Source organism: Pseudonocardia sp. DxW (genome assembly GCF_058448985.1).
Genome location: NZ_JBZFLK010000002.1, coordinates 20448 through 45928, shown reverse-complemented (window position 1 = coordinate 45928; position 25481 = coordinate 20448). Strand labels below are relative to the sequence as shown.

The 25481-nt window shown below is 73.6% G+C and carries 23 protein-coding genes; 4 read left to right on the top strand and 19 right to left on the bottom strand.

What is annotated here, in order from left to right; genetic code table 11:
- Positions 1–3: 3 nt before the first annotated feature.
- From ACVJO7_RS03060 to ACVJO7_RS03040, 5 genes are read right to left on the bottom strand one after another with little or no spacing between them, the layout of a single operon-like run.
- Complete coding sequence (locus ACVJO7_RS03060; protein WP_491671619.1) at positions 4–1215, bottom strand: ABC transporter permease; 1212 nt, start codon at positions 1213–1215, stop codon at positions 4–6.
- Entirely contained in the window at positions 1215–2105 is an 891-nt protein-coding gene (locus ACVJO7_RS03055) for an ABC transporter ATP-binding protein (protein WP_491671928.1), read from the bottom strand. Before ACVJO7_RS03055 ends, ACVJO7_RS03060 begins: the two co-directional genes overlap by 1 nt.
- Complete coding sequence (locus tag ACVJO7_RS03050) at positions 2099–2884, bottom strand: CPBP family intramembrane glutamic endopeptidase (protein WP_491671618.1); 786 nt, start codon at positions 2882–2884, stop codon at positions 2099–2101. The genes ACVJO7_RS03055 and ACVJO7_RS03050 overlap by 7 nt, the downstream gene beginning before the upstream one ends.
- A 39-nt stretch (positions 2885–2923) precedes the next feature.
- Entirely contained in the window at positions 2924–5044 is a 2121-nt protein-coding gene (locus ACVJO7_RS03045; protein WP_491671617.1) for a sensor histidine kinase, read from the bottom strand.
- Positions 5025–5729, bottom strand: a complete 705-nt coding sequence (locus ACVJO7_RS03040; protein ID WP_491671927.1) for a response regulator — start codon at positions 5727–5729, stop codon at positions 5025–5027. The genes ACVJO7_RS03045 and ACVJO7_RS03040 overlap by 20 nt, the downstream gene beginning before the upstream one ends.
- A 202-nt stretch (positions 5730–5931) precedes the next feature.
- Here ACVJO7_RS03040 and efp point away from each other — a divergent pair, with 202 nt between their 5' ends.
- Both efp and nusB read left to right on the top strand, forming a co-directional pair.
- Positions 5932–6492 (top strand): elongation factor P, encoded by a 561-nt coding sequence (gene efp / locus ACVJO7_RS03035; protein WP_344028320.1) that lies wholly within the window; start codon positions 5932–5934, stop codon positions 6490–6492.
- A gap of 1 nt (position 6493) precedes the next feature.
- On the top strand, positions 6494–6913 hold the full coding sequence (gene nusB, locus ACVJO7_RS03030; protein ID WP_491671616.1) for a transcription antitermination factor NusB: 420 nt from the start codon (positions 6494–6496) through the stop codon (positions 6911–6913).
- Positions 6914–7060: 147 nt separating this feature from the next.
- Here nusB and ACVJO7_RS03025 read toward each other — a convergent pair whose 3' ends face one another.
- Positions 7061–8053: a R2-like ligand-binding oxidase gene (locus ACVJO7_RS03025; protein WP_491671615.1), complete on the bottom strand. Its 993-nt coding sequence runs from the start codon at positions 8051–8053 to the stop codon at positions 7061–7063.
- A 44-nt stretch (positions 8054–8097) separates the two neighbouring features.
- A complete protein-coding gene (locus ACVJO7_RS03020; RefSeq protein WP_491671614.1) occupies positions 8098–9204 on the bottom strand; it encodes an NDMA-dependent alcohol dehydrogenase in 1107 nt (368 codons plus the stop codon).
- A gap of 152 nt (positions 9205–9356) precedes the next feature.
- Here ACVJO7_RS03020 and ACVJO7_RS03015 point away from each other — a divergent pair, with 152 nt between their 5' ends.
- Both ACVJO7_RS03015 and ACVJO7_RS03010 read left to right on the top strand, forming a co-directional pair.
- On the top strand, positions 9357–9809 hold the full coding sequence (locus tag ACVJO7_RS03015; RefSeq protein ID WP_491671613.1) for a hypothetical protein: 453 nt from the start codon (positions 9357–9359) through the stop codon (positions 9807–9809).
- Entirely contained in the window at positions 9799–11079 is a 1281-nt protein-coding gene (locus ACVJO7_RS03010; RefSeq protein ID WP_491671612.1) for a sensor histidine kinase, read from the top strand. The genes ACVJO7_RS03015 and ACVJO7_RS03010 overlap by 11 nt, the downstream gene beginning before the upstream one ends.
- Before the next feature lie 11 nt (positions 11080–11090).
- On the opposite strand, the gene ACVJO7_RS03005 is transcribed toward ACVJO7_RS03010, so the two are convergent.
- The 12 genes from ACVJO7_RS03005 to ACVJO7_RS02950 form a co-directional block, all read right to left on the bottom strand.
- A complete protein-coding gene (locus tag ACVJO7_RS03005) occupies positions 11091–11792 on the bottom strand; it encodes a response regulator (RefSeq protein ID WP_491671611.1) in 702 nt (233 codons plus the stop codon).
- 82 nt (positions 11793–11874) lie between these two features.
- Complete coding sequence (locus ACVJO7_RS03000; protein WP_491671610.1) at positions 11875–12093, bottom strand: hypothetical protein; 219 nt, start codon at positions 12091–12093, stop codon at positions 11875–11877.
- Positions 12090–13487, bottom strand: coding sequence for a peptidylprolyl isomerase (locus tag ACVJO7_RS02995; protein WP_491671609.1), 1398 nt, complete (start codon positions 13485–13487; stop codon positions 12090–12092). The genes ACVJO7_RS03000 and ACVJO7_RS02995 overlap by 4 nt, the downstream gene beginning before the upstream one ends.
- On the bottom strand, positions 13487–15841 hold the full coding sequence (locus tag ACVJO7_RS02990; protein WP_491671608.1) for an RND transporter family protein: 2355 nt from the start codon (positions 15839–15841) through the stop codon (positions 13487–13489). Before ACVJO7_RS02990 ends, ACVJO7_RS02995 begins: the two co-directional genes overlap by 1 nt.
- Before the next feature lie 96 nt (positions 15842–15937).
- Positions 15938–17248: an MlaD family protein gene (locus tag ACVJO7_RS02985; protein ID WP_491671607.1), complete on the bottom strand. Its 1311-nt coding sequence runs from the start codon at positions 17246–17248 to the stop codon at positions 15938–15940.
- Positions 17249–17257: 9 nt separating this feature from the next.
- The gene (locus tag ACVJO7_RS02980) at positions 17258–18520 is read right to left on the bottom strand and encodes an MlaD family protein (RefSeq protein ID WP_491671606.1); all 1263 of its coding nucleotides are present in this window, start codon (positions 18518–18520) and stop codon (positions 17258–17260) included.
- Complete coding sequence (locus tag ACVJO7_RS02975; RefSeq protein WP_491671605.1) at positions 18517–19833, bottom strand: MlaD family protein; 1317 nt, start codon at positions 19831–19833, stop codon at positions 18517–18519. Before ACVJO7_RS02975 ends, ACVJO7_RS02980 begins: the two co-directional genes overlap by 4 nt.
- Positions 19833–21131, bottom strand: a complete 1299-nt coding sequence (locus ACVJO7_RS02970) for an MlaD family protein (RefSeq protein WP_491671604.1) — start codon at positions 21129–21131, stop codon at positions 19833–19835. Before ACVJO7_RS02970 ends, ACVJO7_RS02975 begins: the two co-directional genes overlap by 1 nt.
- On the bottom strand, positions 21128–22486 hold the full coding sequence (locus ACVJO7_RS02965; RefSeq protein WP_491671603.1) for an MlaD family protein: 1359 nt from the start codon (positions 22484–22486) through the stop codon (positions 21128–21130). Before ACVJO7_RS02965 ends, ACVJO7_RS02970 begins: the two co-directional genes overlap by 4 nt.
- Positions 22487–22494: 8 nt before the next feature.
- Complete coding sequence (locus ACVJO7_RS02960; RefSeq protein ID WP_491671602.1) at positions 22495–23727, bottom strand: MlaD family protein; 1233 nt, start codon at positions 23725–23727, stop codon at positions 22495–22497.
- A gap of 1 nt (position 23728) precedes the next feature.
- Complete coding sequence (locus ACVJO7_RS02955) at positions 23729–24565, bottom strand: ABC transporter ATP-binding protein (protein WP_491671601.1); 837 nt, start codon at positions 24563–24565, stop codon at positions 23729–23731.
- 51 nt (positions 24566–24616) lie between these two features.
- Positions 24617–25477, bottom strand: a complete 861-nt coding sequence (locus tag ACVJO7_RS02950) for an ABC transporter permease (RefSeq protein ID WP_491671600.1) — start codon at positions 25475–25477, stop codon at positions 24617–24619.
- Positions 25478–25481 lie beyond the last annotated feature (4 nt).

The following is a 25481-nucleotide window of genomic DNA, read 5'->3' as shown; positions in this document are numbered from 1 at the left end:
GGGTCAGTCCGCGGCCCGCCCGAGTGCCTCCCGCCACGGCACCCTCGATCCGGTCCGCAGCACCGAGCGGTGGAACACCCGCGCCGCGAGCCACCCGAGCGCCGCGGTCGAGGCCAGCATCAGCAGCACCGTCGTCACGATCTGGACGGTGGTCGCCGATCCGTCGGCGATCCGCAGCGGCATCAGGATCGCCGGGAACGGCGGGATCCACGCCAGCACCGTCGTCAACGGCGAGTCCGGCGAGCCCAGGTGGTAGAAGGCGGCGCCGTACATCAGGAACAGGCTCAGCATCAGCGGTGTGGTCGTGGAGTTGATGTCCTCCTGCCGGGACACCATCGAGCCGGCCGCCGCGTACAGCACCGCGTAGAACGCGAACCCGAGCACGAACCAGCCCAGCACGCTCGCGAACACCCCGACGGCGGTCGCGGTCAGCGTCAGCAGCCCGGTCCCGAGCCCGGCTGCCAGCCCGACGACGCCGTAGGCCGCGAGCTGCAGCAGCCCCACCGCGCCGATCCCGATGATCTTGCCCCAGAGCAGGTGCAGCGGCCGGATGGTGGACAGCAGCAGCTCCACGACCCGGCTGGACTTCTCCTCGACGACGCCCATCGCCACGTAGGTGCCGAAGCCGAGGATCTGGCCGAACATCAGGAACAGCGCGGCGACGCTCAGCGCGGTCCGCTGGCCCGCCTCCGGATCGGGTGGGTCCAGGGCGTCGACGGTGAGCACGGCCGGCCCGGTCCGCTGCGCCAGGGTCTCCGGGCCGACGCCCAGCCCGGCCAGGGCGGCGTCCCGGGCCTGCCCGGCGAGCGCGGCGTCCAGCACGGCGCCGAGCCCGGACGGGAGTTCGGAGTCGACGACGGCGACGGCGCCGCCGTCGCCGTCGCCGGGGACCAGCGCGACGTCCAGGTCACCGGCCTGCACGGCGGCCCGGCCCTCGTCGGCGGAGCCGAGCGGACTGATCTCGACCGGGACGCCGGCCCGGTCGGCGGCGGTGGCGACGGCGGCACCGAGCGGTGCGTCGCCGACGACACCGACCGTGGACCGCTCCGGTTCGCCGGAGCCGGAGAACACCGCGAACGCGATGATCCCGCCGGCGATCACCAGCAGCACGATCAGGTTGCTGACGACGAAGCTGCGCTTGACCACCTGGGCGCGGAACTCGCGGCGCGCGACCAGCCGCACCGCGCGGCGGGCGGACGGGGGCGGGGCGTCCATCAGGCCACCACCTCGCGGTACAGGTCGCTCAGCGACGGGACGTGCACGGTGAAGCCGTGCACCGGGCCGGTGGCGAGCGCCGCGGCGAGCACCTGCTGGTCGTCGGCGCCCTCGTCGAGGACCAGCGTGGTCCGCCCGCCGGTGGCGTTCTCGACCCGCACCCCGGGCACCCGGTCGGCCCAGCCGGGCGGCGCGGCGGGGGCGTGCACCTCCAGCCGGACCCCGCCGCTGCGGCGCACCTCGCCGACCGACCCGACGGTGCGCATCCGGCCGGCCGCGATGATCCCGACCCGGTCGCAGAGCCGCTGCACCAGATCGAGCTGGTGGCTGGAGAACAGCACCGGCACGCCGGTGCGGGCCTTCTCCCGCAGCACCTCGCTCATCACGTCGACGGCGACCGGATCGAGCCCGGAGAACGGCTCGTCGAGCACCAGCACCGCCGGATCGTGCACCAGCGCGGCCGCCAGCTGGACGCGCTGCTGGTTGCCCAGGCTGAGCGCGTCCACCGTGCTGCCCAGCCGGTCGGCGACACCGAGGCGGTCCGCCCAGTGCGCCGCGGCGCGCCGGGCGCCGGGCCGGTCGACGCCGTGCAGCTCGGCCAGGTAGGCGAGCTGCTCGCCGACCGTCATCTTCGGGTACAGCCCGCGCTCCTCGGGCATGTACCCGATCGTGCGGCGCACCTGCAGGTCGACCGGCCGGTCGGCGAGCCGGACCTGCCCGGCGTCGGCGGCGAGCACGCCGAGCACGATCCGCATGGTCGTCGTCTTGCCGGCCCCGTTGGAGCCGACGAAGCCGAGGATCTCGCCCGGGCGCACGTCGAAGGAGACGCCGTCGAGCGCGACGGTCCGGCCGTAGCGCTTGTGCAGCGCGTCGATCTCGAGGGTCACGATCCGGCCCCGCCCAGGAACAGCCCGGCGATGACGAACCCGGAGGCGTTGAACACGACGTGCGCGACGACCGCGGGCCACACCGAGCGGGACCGCTCGTAGAGCAGCGCGCAGACCACGCCGAGCAGCAGCGCGACCACCAGCACCACGTTGATCCCGTGCGCGAGCGCGAACACCGCCGAGCTGGCGGGCACCGCGACCCACACCCCGTAGCGGCGCAGCGCGCCGTACCCGATCCCGCGGAACAGCAGCTCCTCGGCGAACGGGACGAGCAGCGCCCCGGTCAGCAGCACCCCGGCGAACACCAGCGGACCGCCACCGCCGAGCGCGTCACCGAGGAACTCCTGCGGGTTCGACATGTCCCCGGTGACCTGCTGGTAGCCGTAGCCGAGCAGGCCGGCCAGCACGCGCGCGACCAGCCCGGCCGCGGCGGCCACCAGCAGCCAGCCGACGGTGGTGCGGCGCAACCCGATCGCGGGCAGCCACCGGACCCGCATCGCGAGCACGGCCAGCGCCGCGACCAGCGTCGCGGCGCCGGTGACCGCCAGCAGCGGCACCGCCCCCGGCACCCCGCCGCCGCCCACGAACAGGGCCGCGCCGCCGGCGATGCTCAGCACCAGGTACAGCACGGCGCCGGTGAGCAGCTCGGTCCAGCCCAGCGCCGGGCGGCCGGGCGGGCCGGCGCCGATCCGCGGGCCGGCGGCACCCGGCTGCTCCGCCGGCTGTCCCGCCGGCTGGTCCGTGGCGGACGGCTCCGCCGTGGTCGTCCCGTCGTCGGTCATCGTGGCCCCCTCGCACACCGCTGTCGGTGGCCTCCGACGCTAGGGCCCGGCGCCGTCCGCCCGCGTCGGCGCCGCGGACGAGATCACCGGCCCGCCGGTCTCGTCCCCGGGGACGAGCCGGCCGCGGGGGAGCGTGGCCCGGACCGTCCAGCCCGGGCCGTCCGGCCCGGCGGACAGCTCGCCGCCGAGCAGCGCCACCCGCTCCCGCATGCCGACCAGCCCCAGCCCGGAACCGGCGTCGTCGGGCCGGTGCCCGGTCACCGGGCCGCCGTCGGCGACCTCGACGGTCACCTCCGCGGGACCGTGCCCGATCCGCACCGTGGTGGCCGAGCGGCCGGCGTGCCGGAGCACGTTGGTGAGCGCCTCGGTGACGATCCGCTGGGCGAACAGCTCGGCGTCACCCGGCGGGTCCGCCGGGTTCCCGCTCACCTCAGCGTGCACCGGCAGGCCCGCCTCCCGGGACGGGGCCAGCAGCCGGTCGACGCCGTCCGGGTCGAGGACCAGCCCGTGCGGGTCCGGGGTGGAACCGGCCAGCTCCGGCAGCACCTCGGCGATCCGCCCGCCGGACTCGGCGATGTGCGCGAGCGCCTCGGCCCGCACCGCCGGGTCGGCCGCCATCCGGGCCGCCCCGGCCTGCACGGCGATCGCGGACACGTGGTGGGCGACGACGTCGTGCAGCTCGCGGGCCATCCGCAGCCGCTCCCGGCCGACGGCGTCGCGGTCCTCGGCGTCGGCGCGTTCCCGGCGCAGCTGCTCGGTCGCCCGCCGGTGCCTGCCGACCAGCACCCCGGCCAGCCACAACGGGACGACGGCGAGGAACGACAGCGCCGTCGCCGTGCCGGGGCCCAGCCGCTCCCAGGTGCCGAACAGCGCCCCGCCGATCGCGACCTGCGCGGACGAGACGACGGTGGCGGTCCCGGAGCGGAGCACCGGTGCCCGGGTCGCGGCGCCCCACACGAGCAGGCTCCAGGCCATCTCGGCGAACAGGTTGGCCCCGCCCAGGCCGCCCGCCGCGAACGATCCGGCACCCGACACCAGCAGGGCGGGCACCGGGGCGGTCCGCCACCAGGCGATCGCGGCGAACTGCACGGCGACGACGAGCGCGGCGGCCGGATCGGTGAGGGGCAGCCGCAGCAGGCCCAGGAACAGGTCGACCTGGGCGTCGCCGGTCAGCCCGGCGGGCAGCGTCGCCGGCACCGTCGCGAACAACGCCGCGACGGCGAGGAACGCGCCCAGGGTGAGCAGCCCGGCCCGGTCCGGCAGCGGGGGGACCCGGCCACGGAGCCCACCGGTCGCGCCGGAGTCCCCGGAGTCCCCGGAGTCCCCGGAGTCTCCGGGGTCGCCGGGGTCGCCGGGGTCGCCGGGGTCGCCGGGGGAGCGCAGCACCCCCAGCACCCGGCGCATCGCGGCGAGCACCGCCCGCGCCTGCCCGCGCAGCTCCCGCAGCTCGGTCTCGGTCACCCCGGCCCGCCCGGGCGTGGCGTCGCCGAACCGGGCCGCCCGGTCGACCAGCCGGTGCAGCCCGGCCAGCACCCCGCTGCCGATCTCCTCGGCGATCCGGGCCCGCTCGGCGTCCAGCGCCGCCGCCCGCCGGTGCCGCCCGGTCTCCCGGCGCTGCTCGGCGGCCCGCCGGGCCGCGGCCCGCGTCCACCGCCCGGTGACCGCCCCGATCAGCACCAGCGCCGCCGCGTTGAGCCCCATCCCGACGACCGCCCCGACCTGCTCGCCGATCTCCTGCGAGGTCGGCAGCCCCCGGGAACGGACGAGTGCGGGGATCGCGAGGGCGACCGGCAGCGGAAGGACCAGCCAGCCGGCGGCCCGCCCGGGCGAGCGCGCGACGGCGAACGCGAGGAACCCCCACCCGAACACGCCGAACGCGCCGACCAGGGTGAGCTGCGCGGCCATCAGGGCGGCCATCAGCAGGTAGGCGCCCCGCGGGCGCTGCCGGCGCAGCAGCATCGTCGCGGCCTGCGCCGCGGCGAGCACCGATCCGACGACGACCGCGACCGCCGGATCGGCCAGCACCCCGCGGACCAGTGGATCGCCGGAGAACAGCGAGACGAGCTCCTGCGCGCCGAGCAGCAGCACCAGCGCCGCCAGCGCGAGGTCGCCGGCCCGGGTCCCGGGCACCGGCTCCGGATCAGCGCTGGCCCGGGTCACCCGCACGTCCCGCGCCGCCGCCGGTGTCCCCGGGGCCGTTCCCGATCAGGCCGTGCTCGTAGGCGAACACCACCAGCTGCACCCGGTCCCGCAGGCCCAGCTTGCCGAGCAGGTTCGACACGTGCGTCTTCACCGTCGTCCCGCCGAGCACCAGCCGGTCGGCGATCTCGGCGTTGGACAGGCCGGCCGCGACCAGGGCGAGGACCTCGCGCTCCCGCTCGGTGAGCGTCCCGGCGGGTCCGGTGTCCGGCTCCGCGGGGGCCGGTACGAACGAGCCGACCAGCCGGCGCGTCACCGACGGGGCGAACAGCTCGTGCCCTGCGTGCACGGTGCGCACCGCGACCTGCAGGTCCTCCGGCTCGACGTCCTTCAGCACGAACCCGGACGCGCCTGCCCGCAGCGCGTCGTAGACGTGCCGGTCCAGGTCGAACGTGGTGACCACCAGCACCCGGATCGCCGGGTCGCGCAGCGCCCGGATCCGCCGGGTGCCCTCGATCCCGTCGGTCCCCGGCATCCGGACGTCCATCAGCACGACGTCCGGGCGCAGCGACTCGGCCAGCTCGGCCGCCGCGGCGCCGTCGGTCGCCTCCCCGACGACGTCGATGTCCGGCGCCGCCGCCAGCACCGTCCGCAGCCCGGCCCGGACCACCGCCTGGTCGTCGGCCACCACCACCCGGACCGTCATCCGCACCCCCGTCCGTCCGCGCACCGCCCGCGCACCCGCGAGCTCCACCCGGCATCCTCGCAGGTGGCCCCGGCCGGTATCCTCGTCCGTCAGGTGCGCACCGCCCGCGTGGGTGGGTGCGCCCGGCGCACCGCTCGTCCGGCGTGACTCGCCGCCCGGTGCCGACAGCCAGACCCCGACACCCGATCAGGAGAGCGCGCACGTGGCGACCACGAACGACCTGAAGAACGGCCTGGTGCTGAACCTCGAGGGCCAGCTGTGGACCGTGACGGCGTTCCAGCACGTCAAGCCCGGCAAGGGCGGTGCGTTCGTGCGCACCACGCTGAAGAACGTGATGTCCGGCAAGGTCGTCGACAAGACCTTCAACGCCGGTACCAAGGTCGACACCGCGACCGTGGACCGCCGCGACATGACCTACCTGTACCGCGACGGCGCCGACTTCGTGTTCATGGACAGCGACACCTTCGACCAGATCCCGATCTCGGAGAAGGCCGTCGGCGACGCCGCGCGGTACCTGCTGGAGAACGCCTCCGCCCAGGTGTCGCTGCACGAGGGCGAGCCGCTGTTCGTCGAGCTGCCCACCTCGGTGGAGCTCGTCATCTCGCACACCGACCCGGGCCTGCAGGGCGACCGCTCGACCGGCGGCACCAAGCCGGCGACCCTGGAGACCGGCGCCGAGATCCAGGTGCCGCTGTTCCTGGAGAGCGGCACCCGGGTCAAGGTCGACACCCGGGACGGCCGCTACCTCGGCCGCGTGAGCTGAGGTGCGCGCACGCACCAAGGCCCGTAAACGGGCCCTGGACATCCTGTTCGAGGCCGAGGCGCGCGCCGAGGCGCCGCTGGAGGTGCTCGTTGCCCGCCGGGAGACCGACGACGCGCCCCCGGTGCAGGAGTACGCCGGGAAGCTGGTGGAGGGCGTCGCCACCCACCTGGAGCGGATCGACCAGCTGATCGCCGAGCACGCCGAGGGCTGGAGCGTCGACCGGATGCCCGCCGTCGACCGCGGGCTGCTCCGGATCGGCGTCTACGAGCTGCTCTGGGTGGACGACGTCGACGACCCGGTGGCGATCACCGAGGCCGTCGAGCTGGCCCGCACGCTGTCCACCGACGACTCGCCGCGCTACGTCAACGGCGTGCTCGGCCAGATCTCCGACATCGCCGAGCACCTGCGCGCCACGCTGTAGGACCCCGCGCACGACGACGGCCCGCATCCCCTCTCCACGAGGGGGTGCGGGCCGTCGTCATGCCAGGTACCGGTCGGGGGGGGGGGGGGGGGGGGGGGGGGGGGGGCCCGCCCCCCCCCCCCCCCCCCCCCCCCCCCGCCGCGGTCGTCAGGCGCTCGCGCCGACCAGCGTGGCCTTGATCTGGCGCTCGTCCTCGTCGCCGAAGCGATCCTCCATCTCCATCGGCGAGTAGTCCTCGTCGATGTCGAAGACGTCGCGTCCGCGAGCGCTCTCGATGGACTCCATCCGGCGGTTCACCTTGTCCAGCGCGTAGTCGCTCATCTCGTCGATCGAGATACCGAACGGCGCGGGCTTGCCCTCGCTCTCGTACTGGTCGAAGAGGGCGACGATGAGCTGCAGCGCGGGCGGCAGGAGCTCCTGCATGCGCTCGTCGACGACGTCCCAGTTGCGGTCGTCGGCGGCGACGTGGCGGCGACAGGTGAACGTCCCCCACGCCATGTGGCGGCGCTCGTCGTCGCCGATGAGCTTCACGAGGCGCTGCATGCCGGGAAGGATGTCGCGGCTCGCACACACCTTGGCCCAGGCGTAGTAGCCGGTGAGCGCGAGTGTGCCCTCGACGACGTGGTTGTAGGTCACCGACGCCCGGATCTGGTTCGCCGGCGTCGGGTCCTCCATGAGGGCGAACATCGACTTCGGCAGCTCCTGCTTGAAGATCGTGTCGTAGGCAGGGCTGTACTCGACGTGGTTGTGCAGATCGGCGCTCTGACCGATGGCGTCGAACCACAACCGGAAGGCCTGCATGTGCTTGGCCTCCTCGAAGACGAACTGCGTGATGTAGGCCTCGTCGGCGAGCCGGCCCTCGGCCGCCATCGCGTGGGCGAAGGGCTGCATGTCCTGGGTGACGGACTCCTCACCGGCCATGAACTGCGAGGCCAGCACCAGCGTCATCCGCTGCTCGTCCTCGGTCATCGCCTCGAAGTCGGCCCGGTCCCGGGAGAAGTCGATGTCCTCGGGATTCCAGAACTTCTTGTTGCCCTTGCGGAACAGCCGCATCGAGAACGACTCCATGCGCAGGCCGTTGTGGGACAGGCTGCCCCAGCCGTTGCGCTTGTTGTGCTCGATGATCCGGTCGATGGCCATCTCCGGTCTCCTTCGGGTGGGTCGGGCGGGTTCGGTGTCGATGGTCAGTAGCGGATCAGGCCGCGGATGTTCAGCCCGGCCCGCATGTCGTCGTATCCCTGGTTGATCTCTTCGAGCCGGTACTCGCGAGTGATCAGCTCGTCGAGCTTGAGCTGTCCGGTGTTGTAGAGCTCCAGCAGGCGTGGGATGTCGTGCTGGGCGTTGGACGACCCGTAGAGGGCCCCCTTGATCGTCTTCTCGTAGAGCGTCATCTCCAGCAGCGACGCGGTGATCGTCGACTCCTCCGGGTGACCGATCGCCGTGATGACCACCCGGCCGCGCTTGCCGACCAGGGCCAGCGCCGAGCCGGTCTCGGCCCCTTCGGCCACACCGGTCGTCACGATGCAGGCGTCGGCGAGCTGACCGCGGGTCAGGCCGCTGACGACCTCCCAGGCGGCGTCGGCGGACTCGGCGACGTGCGTGGCCCCGAACTCGACGGCCCGCCGGCGCTTGTACTCCACCGGGTCGACGGCGACGATGTAGCGGGCTCCCGCGATGCGCGCGCCCTGGATGGCGTTCATGCCGATGCCACCGGCCCCGAGCACCACCACGGTGTCGCCGGCGCGCACCTCGGCGGAGCGCACCGCGCTCCCGTAGCCGGTGGTGACGCCGCACCCGATGAGCGCGGCCTTGTCCAGCGACGTGCCCTGGTCGACCTTCACCACCGAGGCGACCGGCACGACGGTGTACTCGGAGAACGTGCCGAGCAGGCACATCTGCCCGATGTCCTCGCCACGGGCGTGGAAGCGGTAGCCCCCGTCGAGCTGCGGGCCCATCATCACCGCCGCGCCCAGGTCACAGAGGTTGGTCATGCCCCGAGCACAGTAGGAGCAACGCCCGCAGGACGGCAGGAAGGTCAGCACGACCGGGTCGTCGACCTCGAGGTCCTCGACCCCGGCCCCCAGCTCGACGATCGTGCCCGCGCCCTCGTGGCCGCCCACCACGGGCAGCGGGAACGGCAGGTCGCCCGTGACGAGGTGCTCGTCGGAGTGGCACAGGCCGCTCGCGGTCAGCTTGACCAGGACCTCACCGGGGCCGGGCGGCTCGAGGTCGATCTCCTCGACCTCCCACTTCTGGCCCAGTCCCCAGAGCACCGCTGCCTTCGTCTTCATCGACAACTCCTCACCGTCGAGATGCTGTGCACATCGTCACAACGATCTCTCGGCGAGTCATCGGGCCGCTCGCGCCAACGATGGCCCGACTGGGCCAGCCCGACCCCGGGCCGGGCGGTGCCGTCCGGGGACGGCGGCCCTACCCTCTGAGCATGACATCGCCCAGCGGCGGGGCCGTTCCGCCTCGCCAGCAACCGACCCGGGGCATCCCCGCCAGCCTCTGGTTCGCCGCGACCGCATGGCTGGGGGTCGTGGTCGTCGACGTCTATGCCGCGACGGACGCGCTGGCGGCCAACCGCCGCGAACCCGAGGCCGACCGCATCGCCGGACAGCTCGGCCCCGACGTCGTCAGCGGGCCGCCCGCGCTCGCCTCCACGCCCGCCATCGCGATCGTCGCGGCGGTCGCGACCATCGCGTTGACCGCCGCGCTGCTCGCCGGCCGCGGGTGGGCCAGGTTCGCCCTCGTCGGGCTCGGTATCGTCACCGGCGTCGTGCTCGCCTGGGACGGCCGCCTGCACGCCGTCGCCGTGTTCGTCCTCGTCGCCGCGGTGGCCTCCGTCCTGCCGAGCGCGCACCGCTTCCTCGCCGCGCCGGATGCCCGCTGACCCCGCGGGCGCCGTTCCGGGCCCGACACCGCCGGACCGGGACCGGCCGGACGACCTGATCGTCCTGGCGATCCGGGTCGGGGTCGTCGCGTCCCTCGGCGTGCTCGCCGTGCAGACCGACGTCAGCAGGCGGGCCCCGCTGGGCGTCGTCCTGGCCCTCGTCGCCGTCGCCGCGCTCTACGCGCTGCTGCTCGCGGCGGCCCGCGTCGTGGGTCGCACCGGTCCCCGTCCGGTGATCGTCTCGGGGACCGACGCGGTGCTGTCGCTGCTGGCCGTCGGCCTCACCGGCGGCGCGTCGAGCCTGGCCGTCGCGGTGCTGCCCCTGGTCGTCATCGCGAACAGCCTGCGCACCGAGCGCCGCCGCAGCGAGACCTTCGCGCTGCTGGTGGGCGCCGCGTACACCGCGGCGTGCGTCCTCGGGAGCACCCCGGCCGTGCCCCCCGTCGATCGCGTCGTGACCGGTCTGTGGTGGACCTTCTACCTTGCGGCCGTGGCAGCGTTGGCAGGGGTATTCGTCCGCCGCCTGGACCGCCAGTACCGGGCCGTGGCCCGAGCACAGGCCGAGACGATCGCCGAGCGCGACGCGCTGGTGGAGGAGCGTGACCTGCGCAGGCGGCTGCTGGAATCCCATCAGGCCCGCCTCGACGGTCTGCGGGTGATCGTGCACGAGTTCCGCGCGCCGGCCGTGTCGCTCGGCGCGCTCGCGCGAGCCGCGGCGCAGGACGCACCGAGTCCCACGCTCGACCTCATCAGGGCGAACGTCGAGCACCTCGAGGAGATGCTCGACGGGGTGTCCGACGTCGCGCGCATCGACGGCCCCGCGCTGGGACCCGCCCGCAACCGCATGATCCGGCCGCACGACCTGGCGGTCGCCGCACTCACCGCGGCCGGACTCCCACCGGAGCGGCAGGCCATCGTGGTGCGGCCGTCGGCCCTCACGGTGCACGGGGACCCTCAGCGACTGCGCAGGCTGATCGGCAACCTCGCCGAGAACGCCGCACGGCACAGCGGCTCGGCGGTGGTGGAGCTGGAGTTCGACCGACAGGGCAAGGATCTGGTCGTCGAGGTCCGGGACAGGGGTCCGGGCCTGTCGGAGGACCAGCTGGGTCTGGTCACCCATAAGTACGTCAGCATGGGGGACCGACGCGGCACATCGGGCCTGGGGCTGTGGATCGTCAGCGAGCTGACCGCGACGATGGGGGGCAAGCTGACCCTGTCCGCCCGCGACGGGGGCGGACTCGTCGCGCGCCTGGTCCTCCCGGCCTGGTGAGCCTGACGTCCTCACACACCCGGCTCGCGGTCCGGCAGCAGGCCCTCCCGCACGGCACGCACGACGGTCTCGGCGCGGGTCGTGGTCCCGAGCTTGCGCATCACCCGGGAGAGGTACTCCTTGACGGTGTAGGCCGACAGGTGGAGCTCGGCGCCGATCTGGCGGTTCGTCATCCCCTCGGCCACGAGCTCCACGATCGACAGCTCGTGCTCGGTGAGGCGGCGGTCGCGCTCACCGTTCAGCACGGCTGCCGCGAGCCGGGAGTCGATGACGAGGTGTCCTTCGGCCACCCTGCGCAGGCCGGCCGACAACTCACCGCAGGAGGAGTCCTTGAGAAAGAACCCGGTGGCGCCGGCCCGCACGGCCGATACCGCGGCCGACCGGTCCTCGAAGCTCGTCAACATCGCGACCCGGACATCAGGGCGCAGGCTGCGCACCTGCTCGACCAGGCTCAGGCCGGAGCGATCCCCCAGCCGCAGGTCGACGATGGCGAGGTCGACCCGCGTGGGGCCCGCGGTCGCGCCGGACAGGTAGTCCAGCGCGCCCTGCCCGTCGAGGAAGGCGCCGACGACGTCGATCGCGTCCCGGGCGAGCGTCCGCTCGAGCCCCTCGAGCACGAGCTCGTGGTCGTCGACGAGAACCGCGGAGAGGCGGCCCTCCTCGAAGTGGATGCGCGCCGGGTCGCTCGCCCGGCGCTGCCCAGGCCTGATCACGGTGACCCCGCCGCTCCGGTCCACCACCATGACGCGTGGTTCGGCCGGCGCGGCCGCACCGGTTCGTCCACCGGCACGGATCTCACCACAGCACGGACAGCAGTCCGGCACCGACGAGCAGCACGCCGACGACCTGGCACGCCCGCGCCCCCCGTCGGTGGACGGAGGCCCGGCGTGCCCTGTCCCGCTCCGGGAGGGTGGGCGGCAGGAGCGAGTCGGCGTTGCGCCTGCCCCACAGCCCGACCAGGAACACCATGCCGCCGAGCACCACCGACGCCACCAGGTCGACGGCGGCGGTCATCGCGGAGCGGCCGGCGCGGGAGCGGCCGGCGCACCGAACGGCGGCGGCGCGTCCGGGTCGGCAGGACGGTACTCCTCGGCGTAGTCCACGTCGGCGTCGCGGAGCCGGTCGGCGATCCAGTCCCGCCACACCGCGATCCCCCGTTCCACCTCCAGCGCCTGCCGCAGACCCTCGGCCACCTGGTCGAACCCGGCGGGCACGAACGGGGTCACGGCGTCCACCCGCCCGACGTTCCAGCCGAACTGGCCCTGCACCGGCCCGTACAGCTCCCCCGGCGCGACGGCGAACGCCGCCTCGCCGACCGGCCCCTCGAGCTCCGCGCGGCCGAGCTCACCGAGCAGCCCGCCCGACTCCCGCGTGCTCGCGTCCCGGCTGCGGGCCGCGGCCACCTGCTCGAAGGGCGTGCCCGCCCGGAGCTCGTCGACGACGAGCCGGGCTTCCTGCTCGGTCTCGACGACGATGTTGCGCAGGGTCCGCCGCTCGGGCGTGCCGAGCCGGCCCTGCCGCTCCTCGTACGCCGCGCGCAGCTCGTCGTCGCTGATCTCGATCCGACCGACGACCGCTTCCATCAGCCGGCCGACCGTCAGTTGGCGGCGGATCTCGTCGAGCACCGCGGCGTCGGACGTCCCGACGTTGGCCAGCGCCTGCACGTAGGCCTCACGGCCCCCCGCACCGAACTGCTCCTCGATGTAGCGGTCCCGGGTGTCCGTGACCTGCTTGTCGGCCACCACGATCGCGCGGTCAGCCGCCTCGCGGTCGAGGATGTCGCTCAGCACGACCGACCGGGCGAGGTCCCGGCGGAATCCGTCCGCCGCCGCCGGGTCGTCCGGGGCCTCCACCCCGTACAGCGCGCGCAGGGCGACGAGCCGCTGGTCGAGCTCGTCGACCGTGACGACCCGCCCGTCGAGGCGGTAGGCGGCATCGGCAGGCAAGGCCGTGGCCCGCCACCAGAACACGCCCGACGCCGCGACCAGCAGCGCCACGACGACCACCGCCGCGACCAGGCGTCCGCCACTGACGGGCAGCCGCAGCCGGCGACGGACCCCGGCACCGTCCGCCGCGGCGGGGTCGACCGGGTCCGCCGCGAGGTCGACCGGGGCCGGGTCCGCGTCGGCCCGCTCCGCAGTCCCGGGCTCGCCGGTTCCGGCATCCTCGGAACCGGCGCCGTCGGAACCGGCATCGTCGTCGATCGGCCGGCCCGCCGCTGCGCCGTCGTCCATGGCGGCGTCGGGTTCCGGAACGGCACCGTCCGCCGGCGCCGCCCCGGCGGGCTCGGCCCGCTCCCGCGCGGCCCCGGCCGGGGAGCCGGCGCCGTCGGACGACGACCGGGTCGCGCCCGCACCGACCACGTCGCGCGCGTCCTCGTCGACCTCCGCGCCAGCCTGCTTGCCCATCATCGCACTCCCACGAGACGCTCGTCACGGTCCACCCTGCTCAACGCGGGCAGGGCTCCCGGGGTTCGGGTCGCCCAGACGACGAACACGGCAGACCCGTAGGCGACCCCGACCGACAGCGCCAGGAGCACCCCGAACTCCGCCACGACGGACAGCTGGGAGAGGACGAGCACGGCGTAGCCCGTGGCGGACGCGGCGGCCGCGAGGACGACCGCGCGACGCAGGGACCGGTCGCCCCGCCGTGCCGCCTCCGCCGACAGCACCGTGAACTCGCAGCCGACGGCGGCCGTCAACGATCCGATGGCCACCGTGACCGGGGTCAGCCCGATACCGCTGATCCACACGGCGAGCAGCCCGAGACCCGTCGCCAGCGCCGCTGCGGCGACCGCCAGCAGCGCGTCGGCACGCCGGCGCAGGCCGATCGCGAGCACCAGCCCGGCCACCACGATCCCGGCGAGGTTGGACAGGTACCGGTCGGCGGAGATCTGCTCGTACGAGCCGACCGCGACCATGGGCAGGCCCGTCACGGCCACCTCCATGCCACGGGGCGGCGGCGGGAGCACCGAGCGCACCGACTCGCGCAGGTCGAGCAGCTGCTCCGCGTCGTCCAGCCGGGTCCCGTAGGTCATCACGGCCAGCGACCGGTCCGAGTTGACGACGCTGCTGGTCAGGTACCGGGGAAGCAGCCGCAGGGCGGACTCCAGCTGGCCGTCGGTGGGCTCCGCGCCGAGGAACCCGAGCAGGGCCGGGGGCGAGATGATCCGACGCAGCCGGTCGCCCTCCGCGGTGATCACGGCCTCGTCCGCGGCACGCATCCAGGCGAGCGCCTCCGGGGTCGCGACGCCGCCGCCGGAGAGTGCGATCGTGAACTCCCCGCTGGATCCCAGCACGTCCTCGACGCGGTCGGCGTCGTCGAGGACGGGCAGCCCGCCCGCGAACCCCTGGAGGTCCGCGCGCAGGGGGAGGTCGCCGAGCCCCGCCCAGCCCAGCGCGGCGAGGGACACGGCGAGAACCCCGGCCGCGACGCGCGCCCACGGCCGGCGGCGCGGTGCCACGGACGGGCCCGATCCGGCGGGCTCGGGCGGGACCGCCGCCGGTGCCGGCAGCCCGGCGCGCTGCCGCCAGGTGACGGCCAGGCCGGTGAGCACCGCGACCGCGATCCCGACGGCGAGGGTCACCCCCAGGTCCGCGACGGTCGGGATCGGGCTCGCGGCGAGCGCGCCGAAGCTCGCCGCCGTGGCCGCGCCGACGACCAGGACCAGCCGGCGCGATGTGCCGGTGGCCAGGTAGGTCGTGAAGTCGCTGCCCACCCCGATGAGCACGGGCAGGAACGCGATGACCCCGAGCGAGAGCGGCCGGTCGGCCCAGCCGAACGCGCTCAGTGTGAGCGACGTGGCCACCGCGGTGGCCACGAGCGGCAGGGCGCGGTGCCGCAGGCCGGTCCATCGCATCGCCAGGAACCATGCGCCGACGGCGAACAGCGCCACCGTGCCGAGCAGGGGCACCTCGGTCCGCACCCGCTCGCCCAGCGCCGCGGCGACGGTCGGCACGCCCGACACGGTGACCCGCTCGACGTCGAGTCCCGAGGCGTCGACCGTCGCCCGGACATCGGCGACGAGGCGTTCCAGCCCGGACTGCTCGAGGTCCTGGCGCGGCCGGACCAGCACGACCGCGGCGGACGCCTCGGGCGCCACGAAGCGCCATCGAGGCCGGGGCTCCCCCGCCTCGTCGAAGATCACCGAGTCGACGAACTGCTGGTTGCGCAGCGTCGGGAGCCCGGCCGGGAGTCCCTGGACGATGAGGGCGCCGTAGCGCTGGTCGAACTCCGCCACGGCCCGCCGGGCGGCCTCCTCCGCCGCTGCGGGGGACGCGCCGCTCGACGCGGCCTCCTCGGCGGCGGCCGCCCGGACGCCGTCGCGGTAGCCCGACAGCTCGGCGAGCAGCTCCTGGGCCCGCGCCGCCACCTGGTTGAGCACGGTCGCCGGACCGTAGACCGAGGCGACGTCCGGGGTGCGCGACAGCGCGCCTTCCAGCTGCAGCAGGGCCGGGAGCGAGTCGGCGGAGAGCAGCGACCGCGGCTCGGCGGACTCCAACAGCACCACCACGGGGTCACCGCCGAACGAGGACCCGACCTCGGCGAGGGCGCGGGCCGCCGGGTCGTCGGCGGCGACGAACGACTCGACACCCGTGTCGACCCGCAGCCGGAGCAGCCCGCCGAGCACGGCCGCGACCACACCGATCAGCAGCAGCACCGCCACGGCCCGCCGCCGCACGACACGGGACGCGACGCCGCGCGCGACGGCGGTGGGGAACGTGGACCGGGGGCGGCCGGGCGTCTCGTCGTCGCCGGTCACGCCGTGCACCTCGACTCGGTCATCGCTCCCTCTCCTCACACACACGCCGGGGAGGCCCGGGGATCCCCCGGACCTCCCCCGCGTACGACATCGCCGTCAGTTCTCCGGGACCGGCTCCTCCTCGATCCTCGGGTAGGGGCCCTCGAAGCTGCGACGCGGGTCGGAGTTGGCGCCCGCCTCGGGGTACGGGTTGTACTTCTCCAGCGGGCCGAACTGGGTGTCCAGCGGCTGGTTGACCGACTTCTCGTTGACCACCACGAACGCCCGCAGGGCGGTGCCGTTGCCGTCGGCCGACACACCCAGGGTCTGCGAGAGACCCGCGAACCACAGGGCCGTGTCCTTGCCGTAGGGCCGCAGGTACCCGAGCGTCGGGTTGAGGTCGGACAGGTTGACCTGCAAGGTCGGGATCAGCTCACGGGTGGCGTCGCTGAACCCCTCCACCCGCACGAGGGTGTCCGGCGCGCGCTCGAGCGCGGTGTCCAACGACGGCAGCAGGCCGCGCAGGTCCGCGGAGGTTTCCGGGAGCTCCCGGAGCGCGGCGGCGACGTCCGGTGCGGCGGCCTCCAGGTTCGCCGCCACCGGGGCCAGCGAACCGGCCAGTGTCGTCAGCGAGCCACTGGCGTTCTGCGCCGAGGTCAGCACCCCGGGGAGCTCGCGCAGCACGGCCTCCAGGTCCGCCCGGTTGTCCGTCACGACCTGGGTGATGCGGTCGGCGTCCCGTACCAGGTCGGTGATCCGCCCCTGCCCGACGTCGAGGGCCCGCAGCAGCCGGGTGGTGTTCCCGGTCACCTGGGCGAGGTCCTCGGACTGGGCGGCGAGGGCGTCCAGGGCGTCGCCGCCCTCACGCCCCAGCGCGCCGAGCCCGGCGACCGCGTCCGCGATCTCCTCCCGAGCCCCGTCGGTGGTGAGCGACGCCGACTGGATGGTGCTGCTGAGTGACTCGCGGGTGGGCTGGTCGAGGCTGGTCAGCACGTCGTCGAGCTGCACGCTCGGGCGTCCCGAGCCCTCCGGCAGGATCGCGCCGTCGGCCAGTTCCGGCCCGGTGCCGTCGGTGACGTCGGCGTAGGTCTCCTCGACCAGGGTCTTGTTCCGGATGGTGACGACGGCACCCTCGTGCAGCGGGGCCGCCTCCTCGTCGAGGTCGAGGGTGACCACCGCCGACCCGTCCTCGACCTCGACGTCCTGCACCCGGCCGATCACCACGCCGGCCTGCCGCACGTCGGACTGCGGCACGAGGTTGTCGACGTCGTCCATGGCCAGGGTCACCCGGTACCCGGCCTGGGTGACGAGCGGGAGGGAACCACCCGCGTTCGTCCAGAGGAACGCGAACACCGCGGCGGTGGCGGCGACGAAGCCCGCGACGACGACCGTGCGCAGGATCGGCACCAGGGCGAGAGGGATGCGCATCGTCGGTACCTAACGGGGGGTCGGGGTCGCGAGACCCTGGAGCGGGAGCGGGAGCGATGTCGGCGACACCTGCAGCAGGCCGCGCAGGATCCCGCGGTTGGCGTCGCGCAGGCTGACCACCGAGTTCGTGTTGTAGACGAAGGCCTGCAGGTCGGTGAGGTACGGGACCAGGCCCGCGGTCACCGGCTCCAGGCGCTCGGAGACGGGGACCAGGTCGTCGAGCGCGGCGTCGAGGTCGCTCACCACCGGCCGCAGGTCACCCACCACCGGCCGCGCCGAGGAGAGGACCGGGGTCAGCACGTCGAGGGTCGTGTCCAGCTGCTCGACCGAGTCGTCGGTACGCGACAGCGCGTCCGGCAGCACGTCGGACGCCTCCCGGATCTCGACGAGAGCCGGGTCGAGCTCCCCGGCGAGCTCCGTCACCCCGAGGGTGGCGGCGCGCAGCTGGGTGTTGAGGTCGGGCAGCTGCCCGAGGGCGTCCTCGAGGGGCCCGCTCTGCCCGGCCACCGTCGTCAGCGTGGTCTGCAGGCTGTCGGCCAGCCGGGAGATCCGCTCGTCGTCGCGCCCCAGCGCCGAGGAGATCCGGCTCAGTGCGGTGACCAGGCTGGCGATCCGTTCCCGCCGGGTGTCGAGCTCGGCGACGACCGGCTGCAGGTCGGTCAGCACCGCGTCGGCGCCTCGCAACCCGTCCGGCAGGGTCGACGGCGCGTTGGCCAGTGCCGTGTCGGACTCCGAGAGGAGGCTGGTCAGCGCGTAGCGGGCGTTGTCGTCCAGGTGCCCGGTCACGGCGTCGATCTGCACCGGCGCCGTCGACCGCCCGACCGGGAGCACGTCCCCGTCCTCCAGCGGCACCCCGGGCGGACCGCCCGGGTCGATCTCCACGTACATCTCGTTGAGCGGGCTCTTCGGCCGGAGCACGACGCGGGCGTTGTCGTAGACCGGGTAGTCCTCCGAGACGGCCAGGGTGAGCACCGCGTTGCCGTCGTCGGACACCGACGCCTCCCGGATGTCCCCGACCGCGACGCCGGCGATCCGCACCTCCTGCCCGTTGCCCGGGCTGATCGCCGGGGTCGCCTCGAACGTGGCGTCGAAGATCAGGTCGGCCTGCCACGGTGGGTTGAACCGCTGCTGGCTCAGGATGTAGCCACCGACGGCCGTGCCCAGTACGACCAGGGCCGCCATGATGGCGACGTTGCGGAACAGGCCGGGCTCGCTGCGCGTGCGCGCCCACAGAACGGCGAGCCGTCCCGGCGCCCGACTGGTTGTGCTCATCGCTGGATCTCCTGGAACTGAGCGAGGTTGGCGAACAGCTGCTCCACGCTGACCCCGGGCAGGCCGGCGACGCTGCCGCCGTTCACGCCGGGGTTGAAGCCGATGACGGCGCCGTTCTCGTCGGTGAGCGCCGAGGCGCTGTCGAGGTTGGTCACCATGTAGCCGAGCTCGGTGTAGAGCGGGTTCTCCCCACCACCGCCCTCGTAGGGACCGGTGCCGGTGAAGCCCGAGTTCACCGTGTCGAGCACGGGACCGTTGACCCGGTCGAGAACCGGACCTTCCAGGTTGTCCAGCACCGTCGTCAGTTCCTCTGTCGCCGGGATCAGACCGTCCACCAGCGGGCGGGCGTCGACGAGCAGCGCGCGGAGGTCGGCGACGGCGGGGCGGGCCTCCGCCAGCACCGGGTCGGCGCTCTCGAGGAGGTCGTCGAGCTCCTCGACGATCGGCAGGGCGGGACCGGCCGTGTCGCGCAGCTCGGCCAGCGTGCCGTCGAGGTCCTGCAGACCGGTGGTGGCGATCCGCAGGGTCTCCGGCATGCCCCGCAGCGACTCGGCGATGTCCCCGCCGCGCCGGTCGAGCACCCCGGACAGCGAGTCGAGGCCGATCACGACGTCGTCGAGCTGGCCGTTGGTCTCCGACAGGGCGCGGGACGCGGACTCCAGACCCTGCACCAGCTCGGTCAGGTCGGTCTCGGGCCGGGTGCCGAGCGCGGAGCTCAGCACGCCCGCGGCCGGGCCCAGCGTGCCGGGCGCGGTCCGCGCGAGATCGCGCAACGCCTCCGACCCGCCCGACGACAGCGTCTCGTCCAGGTACCCCGTGGTGTTCTGCAGACCGGCGAGCGCGTCGGGCTGCAGCGCCAGCGCCACCTTGTCGAGCTCCACCGGGAGCTCGGTGAGCGCCAGGGGGATGTCGCCCCGCAGAGGGCCGCGGTCACCACCGGGCTCGAGTTCCAGGTAGTAGTTGCCCCCGAGCAGGGTGGTCGGGCGGATCGCCGCCGACGGAGCCGAGCCGAGCTTGTCCTTCTCCCCCGGGTCCAGCTTCATGGAGATCAGCGCGGAGCCGTCGTCGGCCCGCTCGACGCCGGTGACGAGGCCCACCGGAACCCCGGCGATCTTGACGACGGTCTGGTACGGCCGCATCCGGTAGTCCTCGGCGAAGTTCGCCCGGATCGTGTCGCCCGGGCTCAGCGTCGTCAGGATCTGCGCCTTGGCGAACAGCGCGACCCCGAGAACCAGCAGGACGATCACGACGACGATCCCGATCCCCAGCGGGGACAGCGGCCTGCGGCGCCGCAGCGAGTCGATGGCGGCCATCAGTTGCGCTCTCCCAGCAGTGGCAGCGGCTTGCGGTCGGTCTCGAGCTCGCCGGGCTCGGGGTCGCCGTTGCGGGCGACGGTGGGGTCCTCGACCGGCAGGATTCCGGACGCCGTCTCGGCCGAGACGATCGGGAAGAACCGCAGCCAGTGCCCGGCCGCGTCCCCGCCGCTCAGAGCGCTCGTCGCGTTGGTGAAGAAGTGCGAGATCTCCGGGGAGAACGGTGCCACGTCGGCGAGCAGGGGCGCGGCATCGCGCAGGGTCTGCACCAGCCGCGGGGTGAGCGGCCTCGCGTCGGACATCAGCCCGGTGAGGTCGACGACCGCGGGCTCGGCGACGTCGCTGACCCCGGGCACCCGGTCCAGCGGGGTGACGGCCTCGCGCAGGACTCCGCGCACGTCCGGGGTGGCCGCACCGAGCGCCTCGGCTCCGGGCCGCAGGTCGGTCACGGCGAGGCGGGTGTCGGCGAGCGGCCCGTTGAGCGTGTCCAGCGCGCCGCGGACGTCGCGCAGCGTGCCGGGGGCCTGCTGCAGCGTCTGTTCGAACGGCGCGGCCCCGTCCACGGCCACCGCGTCGAGCGTGGTGCTGAGGTTCGTCATGAGGGAGGCGATCTCCTGTTCGCGGCCCGCGAAGCGGCCGGCGAGGGTTTCCGCCGACTGCAGCAGCCCGACGAGGTCGGTGCCGTCCTCGGCGCTCAGGGACCGGGACACCGTGCCCAGGTCGGGCAGCAGGTCGGGTGCGGTCCGGAAGGCGTCGGCCAGATCCTCGGAGCGGCCCGCGAGGCCACCGCCGAGCTCGCGAAGGGTCGACCCGAGCGCGGTACGGGTGACCGGGTCGAACACGTTGAACAGGTCGCTGACCTCCTGCGCACCGCGGGTCACCCGCTTCGGGATCACCTCGTCGGCGCCGAGGAGCCCGGCGTCGGGCGTGCCCGGGTCGAGGTCGACGAACTTCTGCCCGAGCGCGGAGCGGGCGCCGACCGAGGCGGTGGCCGCGCTGGAGTTGCGGTAGATCGGCCGTTCGCCGTCCAGCTTGAGGACCGCGACGGCGCCGAGGGCCTCGGAGTACTCGATGTCGTCGACGGTGCCGACCCGCGCGCTCGCGATCCGCACGTCGTCGCCGCGGCGCAGAGCGCCCACGTCGTCGAACGAGGCGCGGACCATGGTCACCGTGGCGCCGGGGATGCCGTACTGCGCCGAGAACGCGAAGATCACCGACGCGACGAAGAGGATCACCACCGCGAGCCCGATGAACAGGGCCGACGAGCGCGAGTGGAACGCCTTCAGCAGACCTCTCACGACCCACCCCCCAGCAGCGATCCGAGCATGCCGCGCTCCTGTTCTGGGTCGAGTCCGGTGGCGCCGTCGTCATCGGGTCCCGGCGCCCGCAGCAGGGACCCGCCGACCGGCGGGCTGGTGGGGGTACCCGGGACGTCGCTGCCCGGCTGCGCGCCGCCGATCGGCGGCGGGGTGCCGAACAGCGGCGGCACCGGTACGTCGGCGGGCAGGAGGCTGGTGGCCGTGTCCTGGTTCACGATGATGTGCGCCCGGAAGTAGTGGGAGATCCCGTCGTGACCGTTGGTGGTCAGTGCCCAGTACCGGACGAAGTCGAGGACGTTGTCGAGATTGGCGGTCAGGTCCTCCACCAGCGGGCGCGCCGACGCGGAGGCGGACCGGAGGTCCGGCGAACCTGCACGGAGGTCCGCGGCCACCGGCTGCGCCTGCTCCAGCAGCGACCGGGCCTCCTCGAGCACCGGCTGGGCCTGGGCCAGCGCCGGGTCGAGGGAGTCGGCGAACGTCATCAGCTCGCGGGAGATCTCGGACAGGTCCTCGGTCACCGGACGCAGCGAGCGCAGCGTCGGCGTCGTCTCCTGGGCGGTGCCGGCGAGCTCGCCGAGGGTGGTGCGGGCCGAGCGCAGCGCTCCGGGAAGCTCCGCCAGGGTCTGGTCGAGCTGCTCCTGCTGACGGCTGCTCGCCGCGAGCAGCCGGTCGGCCGCGGCGACGAGGCGGTCGAGCGACTGCCCGTCGTCCGTGGCGAGCGCGCCCGCCACCGGCTCCACCTGGTCGACCAGCGAACCGAGCAGGGCGTTCTGGTCCTCCAGCACAGAGGTGAGCCCCTCGGTGTCGCGCAGCGCCGGGGTCAGGGCCCGCAGCGCCGCGTCGACGTTGCCGCCGTTGTCCCGCAGGCCGTCGCCGAGGGTCGTGACGAGGAAGGCGAGCGACTCGCCCGTCGGTTCGTCGATGGTGTTGAGGATCTCGTCGAGGTCGACGTTGGTGGCCGTGCGCTCGCGCGGGATCGTCCCGCCGTCGGCCATCTCCGCCGTTCCCGGCGTGCCACGTTCGAGGTCGACGTAGCGCTCGCCGAGGAGGCTGATCGGGCGGATCGTCGCCCGGGCGTCCCGGTAGAGCGGCATCGCGGCCGGGTCGAGCTCCAGCAGCACGTCGGCGTGGTCGCCGTCGACGACGGTGTCCCCGACCGAGCCGACGACCACGCCGTCGACCTTGACCTCGTTGCCCGTGAGGAGCGGCCCGGCCGAGGCGAACTCGGCCACCACGACGATGCCGCGGTTCGCCGGGTTCTCCGCTGCGAGGCCGCTCATCGCGCCGGTCGCGCCGAACGCGGCGACGACGGCGACCGCGAATGCCCTGCTCATGGACGACCTCATCGCATTCCCTCTCCGAAGGCGTCCGTCCACGGCTGGTCGACCAGCTCTCCGGGCAGCGGAGCCAGGTTCTTGGTGGTGCCAGGGGGGAGGACGCCCGGGTTGACGTTCACGTTCTCGGCACCCGCGGTGACGTAGATCCGGGCGTAGTGCCCGTTGCGGTCGAAGTTGCCGTTCGCCGAGTTCCAGTTCGTCAGGAAGCCGGCGAGCTCCGGGGAGTAGGGCCGCAGGAAGTCCAGCGCCGGGGTGAGACCGGTGAACGTCTCGTCGAGCGCGGGCACCGTCACCGAGCCGCTGTCGAGCAGCCCCGGGGTGAGCTGCAGCAACTCCGACGCCGAGTCGAGCGTGGGCCGCAGGTCGGCGACGGCCGGGCGGAGGTCGGCGAGCAGCGGGCGCAGGTCGGCCGCGACCCCGGGCAGGCGCTCGGTGGCGGGCGCCAGCGCGTCGAGCAGCGGGGTCACCTCCTCGACCGTGCCGGGCACGCCGTCCAGCGTCGTCCGCGCCTGGCGCAGCGTGCCGGGGAGCTCGGTCAGGGTGCCGCCGAGCGCCTCACGCTGATCGACGATCCGATCGACGGCACCGCCAAGCTGGTCCACCACGCGCGAGACCTCGCCGTCGCGGCGCGCGAGGATCTCCATCGTCTCGTTCAGCCGGGTGACCAGCTGCCGGACGGCCTCCCCGTCGGTGCCCAGACCGCGCAGGACGTCGCCGAGGGCGCCGACCGCCGGGCCGGCGGTGCGCAGCGTGGCGTTGAGGTCCGGTTCGCTGCCGTCCAGTGTCTCCTCGAGGCTGCGGATCAGCGCGTTGACCTCCTCCCGGGTCGGCTCGTCGAGCGCCGCGAGGACCGTGTCGAGCTCCACGGGGGCCGGCTGGGCGCCGGTGATCATGCCGCCCGACGGGATCTCGGCGTTGGACGCCGGCCCGTCGGTGAGGTTGACCAGCCGCTCGCCGAGCAGCGCCTTCCAGATCACCGTCACGGTGGCGCCGTCGTGCAGCGGTGCGAACTCACGGTCGAGGACGAGGGTCAGGCGGGCGCGCCCGTCGACGACGTCGAGGGCCTCGATGCGGCCCGCGTCGAAGCCGTTGACCTTGACGAGGCTGCCCTCGATGAGATTGGCCGCGTTGTCGAGGACGACCTCGACCCGGTAGGGCCCGTTGAAGGTGATGACTCCGGCGGCCGTGGTGGCCAGCAGCAGGAGCGCGCCCACGACCGCGGCGAGGATCCGCCGCATGTCAGTCCATCCCCAGCGGTCCGGCGGAGTCCCCGGCGAGGAACTGCCTGACGAACGGGTCGTCGGACCCGAAGGCCCCGGCGGCATCGCCGTAGTGGATGACCTCGCCCTTCCAGATCAACCCGACGTAGTCGCTGACCTTCCGCGCCGAGCGGATGTCGTGGGTCACGATCATGTAGCAGCCGCCGTGCTCGGCGTGGATCTTGAGGATCAGGTCGCAGAGCAGGCTGGTGCGCACGGGGTCGAGGCCCGAGTCCGGCTCGTCGAACAGCACGATGTCGGGGTTCATCACCAGTGCCCTGGCGAAGCCGGCGCGCTTGCGCATGCCACCCGACACCTCGCTCGGGTACTTGGAGACCGCCGCCTCGAGTCCGACCTCGACGAGGTTGGACATCACGATGTCGCGGATCTCCTTCTCCGACTTGTCGGTGTGCTTGCGCAGCGGGAAGGCCGTGTTGTCGTAGATGTTCATCGACCCGAAGAGAGCGCCGTCCTGGAAGAGGACACCGAACCGCTTGCGCAGTTCGTAGCGCTCACGCTCGCTGATCCGCCACATGTCCTGGCCGAAGATGACGACCTCGCCCTGGTCGGGCTCCAGGAGCCCGACCAGGTGCTTGATGAGGACGCTCTTGCCCGTGCCGGACGGTCCCAGGATCGTGGTGATCGCGTTGTCATGGAACTCCAGGTTCAGGCCCCGGAGGATCTTGAACGACCCGAACGCCTTGTGCAGGTTGCGTACCGACATCGGCGCCGGCCCGTCGGCCTGGTGCTGGACGCCCCGCGGGCCGTGCCGGCCGGCGGGACCGTGGACACCGACTGGTTCGGGTCGCGGGTGCATCGAGATCCTCCGGTTCGGGGCGACGTCGCCCCTGGTGTGGGTGGAACGGAATCAGTTGGCGATGGGCGCGTTGGCCGACAGTCCCCAGAACAACTGGGTCCCGAGAACGCCGACGACGTGGATGAGGACCATGTTGAGCATCATCGACTTCGCGGTGTTCCGGCCGACTCCGACCGGCCCGCCGCTGGCGTTGTAGCCGTAGAAGCAGCCGACGAAGATGATGACCGTGCCCATCGCCATGACTTTCGTCAGCGAATAGAGGAAGTCGAGGGGGTTCTGGTAGAGCCAGAAGATGAACGAGTAGCCACCCTCCGACACCCCGCCCAGCTGGATGACGACGGTCAGGTACTCGGCGATGTACATGATGCCGAGGCCGACCACGTAGAGGAACGGCATCGCGATCCAGGTGGCGAGGATCCGGGTACCCACCAGGTAGCTGCGGGACCGGACGCCCATGACCTCCATCGCGTCGATCTCGTCCGAGATGCGCATGGAGCCCAGCTCCGCGACGAGGCCGCAGCCGACCTTCGCCGCCAGGATGTAGCCCCACATGTACGGACCCATCTCGCGGATGGCGCACCATGCCGAGAAGATGCCCGAGTAGAGCGGCGCGCCGATCTGCTTGAGCGTGTAGTTCGCCTCCAGGCCGCACTGGTACCCGATGACGAACATCATCAGCCAGATGATCAGGCCGCTGGAGATGATCAGGACGCCGGACTGCCGGAAGACCTCCGACGCGTAGTGCCGGACGTCGGGCAGGTCGCGGATGATCCGCGTCGAGAACCGGGCGATCTCACCGCCCGTGGCGAGGGCGTCCTTCACCTTCTGCCCGCCGAGGCTGACCTTCGGGCCCTGCTCGGTCGGGCCGGAGGCGGCGCGCCCGGGGCCGGGACGGTCCATCGTGCTGGTCATGGCA